Genomic DNA, 7,635 nt, shown 5'->3' with positions numbered 1-7,635 from the left:
GCGTGGCTTTTTCGGCGGGGTGCGGATGGCATCGCCCGTGAAAACCGCGCCTTGATTACGCTCCACCTCGTCGAAAAATCGGCGTCCCCTTCCGGCAATGTCCACACACAATGCATATGGTCCGGCAACACAACCCATGCGTCGATGTGGAACGGTCGCTCGGCCCGGGTGACCCGCACCGCCTCTCGCAAAACCTCCACCTCCCGCACCAACACATCCGACCCAGGCTCAACCAAAGCCACCGTGAAAAACACGGTCGCGCCGGGGTGATTGGGGCGGGTGTAAAGCGACATGTCTCACCCTGCCAAAGCTTGGTTAACAAAGCGTTCGCGGCCTTAACCTCCCCTTGACACGCCTTGCCAAAGCGTTACCCCACCGTGACGGCCTGTAGCTACGAAAGAACTACGCAGAACCTACGGGTCAACTACGCAAAACCGACGCTGAATTTCGGGGGCTGATCGATGATCCTTTACGGACTCTCCACCTGCGACACGACCAAAAAGGCGCTCAAGGCACTGGAGCGGGCGGGCAAAGAGGTCACCTTCCGCGACGTCCGCGCCACACCTTTGTCGGCGGCAGAGATCGACGCGATCATCACAGAATTCGGTGAGGCGGCCGTGAACAAGCAATCCACGACCTACCGGAGCTTCTCGGCCTATCTGCGCGAAAGCCAGCCCGAGGCGCAGATTGCCGCGCAGCCGACCGTAATGAAGCGCCCCATCATTCAGGACGGGGCGACTTGGTATATCGGTTGGGACGCGGAAACCGAAGCTAAAACAACAGCTTAAAGAATCCGCAGATCGCCGGCCGACTGTTTGCCGTCGCGGCCTGATTGCAGTTCGAAGCCGATCTTCTGATTCTCGTTCAGCCCTTTCAGGCCGGCGCGTTCCACGGCCGAGATATGCACGAACACATCCTTGCCGCCGTCATCCGGTGCAATGAACCCATAGCCTTTGGTCGCGTTAAACCACTTCACGGTGCCCGTCGGCATGCCGCTTCTCCCATCCAAACCCTCCCGAGGCGATATTGCCCCGGGCCGTGCGGCCAGACGTTTCTTGGCCTTCACGAGGGAGGCGGTCAGAACTTGGTCGTCACAACGTGATGATGCCAAAGGTTAAACGAAAATCAAGTGGAACCTTGAAAACAAGGCTTTTCCGCCGATTTCCGCCGGAAAACCAATTCATTCCCTTGCAAGAACCGCGCCTAGCAAGGGCCCCGCAAAGGGCCGGGGACGCAGGTCGCCCCGCGTCCCCGGCAATCTTGTCAGGCAGAGGGCGGCAGGGCTGCGAAGCCGAACTCGGCCAGGGCTGCGGCAAAGCTCATCGTGTCAGTCCGGGATTCGCCCAGACGGCGCACCGAGACCGAACGGTCCTCGACCTCCTTCATGCCGATCGCCAACAGGACCGGCACCTTGCCCAGCGAATGTTCGCGGACCTTGTAGTTGATCTTTTCGTTGCGGATGTCGGCCTCGGCCCGCACACCCGCCTTCTTCAGCGCGTTCACGACCTCATGTACATAGGCATCCGCATCCGAGACGATCGAGGCCACAACCACCTGACGCGGGGCCAGCCAGAACGGCAGCTTGCCGGCGTAGTTCTCGATCAGGATGCCGATAAACCGTTCAAAAGAGCCAAGAATCGCGCGGTGCAGCATGTAGGGGCGGTGCTTGGCACCATCCTCACCAACATATTCCGCACCCAGCCGTGTCGGCAGGTTGGGGTCAACCTGGAAGGTGCCGCACTGCCATTCGCGGCCGATGGCGTCGGTCAGCTTGAAGTCCAGTTTCGGGCCATAAAACGCACCGTCGCCGGGGTTGATCTGGTAGGGCAGGCCAAGGTTTTCGATGGCGGCTTTCAGCGCGCCCTCGACCTTGTCCCACGTCTCATCCGAACCGATCCGCACAGCTGGCCGGGTGGACAGCTTGATGTCGAACTTGGCAAAGCCAAGGTCCTTGTAGACCGAGGACAGAAGCGCAATGAAGCTGGCACATTCGCTTTCGATCTGGTCTTCGGTGCAGAAAATATGGGCGTCGTCCTGCGTGAAGCCCCGCACCCGCATCAACCCGTGCATCGAGCCTGACGACTCGTAGCGGTGGCAGGACCCGAACTCGGCAAGACGCAGCGGCAGGTCGCGGTAGGACTTCAGGCCTTGGTTGAAGACCTGAACGTGGCAAGGGCAGTTCATCGGCTTCAAGGCGTTGATGCGCTTTTCCTTGGCACCCTCTTCGTCGACTTCGACGATGAACATGTTCTCGCGGTAGGCTTCCCAATGGCCGGATTTTTCCCACAGGATGCGGTCAACCACTTGAGGAGTCCGGATTTCCTTGTAGCCCGCCGTGCGCAGGCGGCCGCGCATATAATCCTCCAGCGAGCGCCAGATCTGCCAGCCGTTGGGGTGCCAGAACACCATGCCCGGCGCTTCGTCCTGCAGGTGGAACAGCTCCATCTCGCGGCCCAGCTTGCGGTGATCGCGCTTGGCGGCCTCCTCCAGCATGGTTTGGTGGGCCTTCAGGTCGTCCCGGTTCTTGAACGCCAACCCGTAGATGCGCTGCAACATGGGCCGCGTGGAATCCCCAAGCCAATAGGCGCCGGCGACATGGGTCAGCTTGAACGCATCCGCCGGGACCTGGCCCGTATGCTGCAAATGGGGTCCACGGCACAGGTCCTGCCAATGGCCGTGCCAGTACATCCGCAGGTCTTCGCCCTCGGGGATGCGGTTGATCAGTTCGATCTTGAAGGGCTCGCCGCGCTCCTCATAATAGGCGAGGGCGCGGGCGCGGGGCCAGACTTCGGTCTTCACGGGGTCGCGGGCATTGATGATCTGCTTCATCTTGGCCTCGATCTGGCCAAGGTCTTCGGGCGAGAAAGGTTCTGCCCGATCAAAGTCATAGAACCAGCCATAGTCTCGGACCGGGCCGATGGTGACCTTCACATCCGGCCAGATTTCCTGCACCGCGCGGGCCATGATGTGGGCGCAGTCGTGGCGGATCAGTTCCAGGGCTTGGGCGTCATCGGCCATGGTGTGAATGGCGATGGAAGCGTCGGTCGTGATCGGCCATTGCAGGTCGTAGTGCACCCCGTTGACGGTGGCAGAGATGGCTTTCTTGGCCAGTCCCGGAGCGATCGAGGCCGCCACTTCGGCAGCGGTGACGCCTGCGGAATATTCACGCCGGGCGCCATCGGGAAATATCAGGGAGATTTGTGACGTATGGGGCATGGCCCTCTCCTCGTCTGTTTGGCGCCTACCAAGCGCCCGGTTGCGGGTATGTGGCCGGGGTTTTGACCGCAAGGCGGACGGTTGTCAATCCGCGCGGGACCCGTAGGATGGTGCAGATTGCCCGTGTTACCCGGAAGATACCCATGACCCAGCCGCAATACCTCACCTCACCCCAAGGTCGCCGTCTTGCCTATCACCAGACTGAGGGGCAAGGGCCGGGGATCGTCTTCTTGGGCGGCTATCGGTCGGACATGACCGGCACCAAGGCCGTGGCACTTGAGGCTTGGGCCAAAGCGCAGGGCCGTGCGTTTCTGCGGTTTGATTACGCAGGCCACGGGCAATCAGGTGGCGATTTCAACGTGCTGGGGATCGGGGACTGGTTTGCCGATGCGCAGGCGGCCCTGACCCTGACCCAAGGTCGTCAGGTGCTGGTCGGGTCCTCGATGGGGGGCTGGATGGCCTTGCTGCTGGCGCGGGCCGCCCCGGATCGGGTGGCGGGGCTGGTGGGCATCGCCGCAGCCCCCGATTTCACCGAAGACAGTCTGCTGCCCAGCCTCACTCCCGCCGAAGAGCTGGACATGGCCCAACAGGGCCGCATCGAGCGTCCCTCGGCCTATTCCGCCGATCCTTATGTTTTCACACGCAATCTGGTGGAGCAGGGGCGGGCCAATCTGGTCCTGCGCGCTCCGCTTCGGTTGCCGTTTCCGACACGCTTCCTGCAGGGATCCAACGACGAGGATGTGCCGCCCGAGGTGGCGATCCGCCTATTCAACCATGCCAGCGGGCCGGATATTCGCCTGACCATGGCAAAGGGGGCGGATCATCGCTTTTCCACCCCCGCTTGCCTTGCCATGATCGAAACCGCCGTGGCGGAGGTCTCTGCTTAGGGTTTGCTGGTCCGGCGGATCGGCGTCACCTTGTCCGCTATGGGCGCTTCAGAAGCCGCGCGCGCATCGACGGGTTTGGCGGCATCGACGGGCTTGGGCGCCTCGATGGGTTTGGCGGCCTCGACCACTTGCGCCGTCTCGACGGCTTTCGCAGGCTCTGCCACCTTTGCCGGTTCCATCGCTTTTGCCGTCTCGACCGGCTTTGCGGCGTCTACCTGAACCGGTTGCGGTGCGACCGGGACGGCCTCCGGCACGACAACGGTTTCAGCGACCAAGGGTTTCACCGCCACCGCCGGTTTTTCAGTGGCGACAGATTTCACAAAGACCGCCTTCGTGTCAGACGCCTTTGGTGCCGCGACGGTGGTATGGGCGTCGATGAACCCCAGCACCAGCGGCCGGATGTTCAACCGCCAGCTTTTCCCGGCGAAGATGCCGTAATGGCCGGCATCAGGTTCCAGATGCTGGGTTTTCTTCTCTTCGGCCAGCCCGGTCAGCATCTTCAGGGCAGCGACGCATTGGCCGGGGGCAGAGATGTCGTCCTTCTCACCCTCAACCGTCATGACGGCAACACGCTTGATGGCGCCCAGATCCACCCTTTTGCCGCCCACGATGAATTCGTTCTTCGCAATCTCGCGATTCTTGAAGATGCGTTCAACGGTGGACAAGTAGAACTCTGCCGTCATGTCCATCACAGCGAGGTATTCGTCATAAAAGCGATTGTGCGCATCGTGGTCCGAGGCCTCGCCGCGCGCGACACGCATGATCTGTTCCTGAAACGCCTTGGCGTGTCGGTCACCGTTCATCGAGATGAAGCCGGCAAGCTGCAAAAGGCCGGGATAGACCAGACGGCCGGCACCCTTGTATTTGAAGCCGACGCGCTGGATGGCAAGCTGTTCCAACTGGCCCATGGTGACACGGCTGCCAAAGTCGGTGACATCGGTTGCGGCGGCGTCCGGGTCGATCGGTCCACCGATCAGGGTCAGCGTGTGGGGCTGTGCGTCAGGGTCCTCGGCTGCCAGATAGGCGGTGGCGGCAAGGGTCAGGGGGGCGGGCTGGCAGACGGCGATCACATGGCTGTCCGGCCCCAGATACCGCATGAAATCAACGAGGTAGAGCGTGTAATCCTCAATGTCGAACTTGCCCGCCGATACGGGAATGTCGCGCGCATTGTGCCAGTCGGTCACATAGACGTCAGCATCAGGCAGCAGGCTGAGGACGGTCGAGCGCAGGAGGGTGGCATAATGCCCCGACATCGGCGCGACGACGAGGATCTTGCGCGCCAGCGGCTCGCGACGGCGGACCGAGAAGTGGATCAGGTTGCCAAATGCCTTCTCAACCACGGTCACCACGTCAACCAGATGGTCCTGTCCGGTCGGCCCCACGATGGACCGGATGCCCCAGTCGGGTTTCGCGCTCATCCGGCCAAAGCTGCGTTCGGCCACTTCGCCCCAGGCGGCGGTCAGGCCGATCATCGGGTTCATCGACAAGGCGAATGCCGGATAGGATGCCATGGCCCGCGCCGTCGCCCCTGCCCATTCACTGGTGTTGCGAAAGCTTTCCATCCAGTCGTATGTGGCCATATACTTCATGAGGCGTCCTTGCGATGCTGGGGTTGTGGTCCTAAGGGTCGCATGGCGACCGGGACCAGCCGTGGTTATGCTGCACAGCGGCGAGAATAGGGGCGAAAGTTTAACATGACAACCGACGAGATTGCCGCACAAGCAAAGTTGACGCGGTTGACCGAGAATCTTTCGCGGGTTGAACAGTTATCGGCCCGTCTGATGCAGGCGATGGCCGCGCGCAAACCGCATGATCAGGCGCTGGATGGGCCAAGCCAGGAGGTCTACATGAAGGCCGCCTCGGCCTATCTTGCCGGGATGATGCAGAACCCCGCCAAGCTTATGGAGCAGCAGGTCAGCTATTGGGGCAAGACGATGCAGGCCTATGTGGCCGCCCAGCAGGCGCTGGTGACCGGAACCGCCCCTCCGGCAGAGCCGACCAAGGACCGTCGCTTCACCAACCCGATGTGGGACACCAATCCGGCCTTTGCCTACCTGAAGCAGCAATATCTTCTGAACGTCGAGTCCGTGCAGAGTGCCCTCGCCGACATGGAGACGCTTGACGCCGATGACCGCAAGCGGGTGGAATTCTTCACGCGGCAGATTGTCGACATGTTCGCGCCGACGAATTTCCTGGGAACCAACCCGGACGCGCTGGAAAAGGCCCTGGCAACCGATGGCGAAAGCCTGGTGCAGGGGCTGGAAAATCTGGTGCGGGACATGGAAGCCAACAACGGCGAATTGTCGGTGACCCTCGCCGACCGCGAGGCCTTCAAGGTCGGTGTCAACATCGCCACCACGCCCGGCTCTGTCGTGTTCCGCAACCACCTGTTCGAGCTGATCCAGTACACTCCGGTCACCGAAACGGTTCATAAGACCCCGCTGCTGATCTTCCCGCCGTGGATCAACAAGTTCTACGTCATGGACATGAAGCCCGCCAACAGCCTGATCCGCTGGATCGTCGAGCAGGGGTTCACGCTCTTCGTGGTGTCATGGGTCAACCCGGATGCGTCCTATGCCGACATTACGATGGACGACTACATCCGCGACGGCTTCCTGACCGCCATGGCCGAAACCCGGCGCGCGACCGGCGAGAAGCAGATCAATTGCATCGGCTATTGCATCGCCGGCACCACGCTGGCCCTGACACTGGCCCATCTGGAAAAGGCCGGCGACCAGTCGGTGAACGCCGCCACATTCTTCACCACGCTGACCGATTTCTCTGATTCGGGTGAGGTGGGCGTGTTTCTGGCCAATGACTTCGTGGATGGAATCGAGCGGCAGTCCAAGGTCGATGGCATGCTGTCCAAAGCCTATATGAGCCGGACCTTCAGCTTCCTGCGCTCCAACGACCTGATCTATCAGCCTGCCATCAAAAGCTACATGCTGGGCGAGGCGCCTCCGGCGTTTGACCTGCTGTACTGGAACGGCGATGGCACCAATCTGCCCGCCAAGATGGCCGTCGAATATCTGCGCGGGCTGTGTCAGGACGACGGTTTTGCGCAGGGGACGTTCAAGGTTTTCGGCAAGACCGTGAAGCTGTCGGACGTGAAGCTGCCGCTTTGCGCCATTGCGTGCGAGACGGACCACATCGCGCAGTGGAAGGGAAGCTTCAACGGGATCAAGCAGATGGGGTCGACGGACAAGACCTTCATCCTGTCGCAGTCCGGCCATATCGCTGGGATCATCAACCCTCCGGCCAAAGGCAAGTACGGCCACTATACCAACGGCACGCCCCAAGGCGCGCCTGAGGATTGGCTGAAGGGCGCCACCTTCACGCAAGGCAGCTGGTGGCCACGCTGGCGCGATTGGCTGGCCGCCCGATCAGGTTCTCAGGTTGCGGCGCGCCAGCCGGGACAGGGTCCCTTGCCGGTCCTTGGCCCCGCCCCGGGCACCTATGTGACGGCTATCCCAAAGAGCTGACCCGGTGTTTCCGGAAGGCCGTCATGCGCCCTTGACATCGCTGCGTCGCA

Annotated in this window: 6 protein-coding genes and 1 pseudogene; 3 read left to right on the top strand and 4 right to left on the bottom strand. The window is 61.7% G+C overall.

Going from position 1 to position 7,635, the window contains the following annotated elements; all coding sequences use genetic code 11:
* Positions 1–293, bottom strand: a 293-nt coding sequence (locus AC1Y2B_RS07665; RefSeq protein ID WP_482252482.1) for an REP-associated tyrosine transposase, incomplete at its 3' end; no start/stop codon positions are given.
* 168 nt (positions 294–461) lie between these two features.
* On the opposite strand from AC1Y2B_RS07665, the gene AC1Y2B_RS07660 reads away from it, so the two are divergent.
* Positions 462–788 carry an arsenate reductase family protein gene (locus AC1Y2B_RS07660; protein WP_482252481.1) on the top strand — a complete coding sequence of 109 codons (327 nt, stop codon included), beginning with the start codon at positions 462–464 and terminating at the stop codon, positions 786–788.
* Here AC1Y2B_RS07660 and AC1Y2B_RS07655 read toward each other — a convergent pair.
* A complete protein-coding gene (locus AC1Y2B_RS07655) occupies positions 785–991 on the bottom strand; it encodes a cold-shock protein (RefSeq protein WP_482252480.1) in 207 nt (68 codons plus the stop codon). The two genes, AC1Y2B_RS07660 and AC1Y2B_RS07655, sit on opposite strands and share 4 nt — an antisense overlap.
* A gap of 272 nt (positions 992–1,263) precedes the next feature.
* Positions 1,264–3,216 (bottom strand): threonine--tRNA ligase, encoded by a 1,953-nt coding sequence (thrS, locus tag AC1Y2B_RS07650; protein WP_482252479.1) that lies wholly within the window; start codon positions 3,214–3,216, stop codon positions 1,264–1,266.
* Positions 3,217–3,359: 143 nt separating this feature from the next.
* Here thrS and AC1Y2B_RS07645 point away from each other — a divergent pair, with 143 nt between their 5' ends.
* Positions 3,360–4,103, top strand: coding sequence for an alpha/beta hydrolase (locus tag AC1Y2B_RS07645; protein ID WP_482252478.1), 744 nt, complete (start codon positions 3,360–3,362; stop codon positions 4,101–4,103).
* A gap of 344 nt (positions 4,104–4,447) precedes the next feature.
* Here the strand turns inward: AC1Y2B_RS07645 and phaZ are convergent.
* Positions 4,448–5,692 (bottom strand): annotated as a pseudogene (gene phaZ, locus AC1Y2B_RS07640) (polyhydroxyalkanoate depolymerase); the annotation flags it as partial.
* 105 nt (positions 5,693–5,797) lie between these two features.
* Between phaZ and phaC the strand changes: the two are divergent.
* Positions 5,798–7,585, top strand: coding sequence for a class I poly(R)-hydroxyalkanoic acid synthase (gene phaC, locus AC1Y2B_RS07635; protein ID WP_482252477.1), 1,788 nt, complete (start codon positions 5,798–5,800; stop codon positions 7,583–7,585).
* The last annotated feature ends 50 nt before the right edge of the window (positions 7,586–7,635 follow it).

This window comes from Stagnihabitans sp. (assembly GCF_964946895.1).
This window is presented reverse-complemented; position numbering and strand designations above follow the sequence as displayed.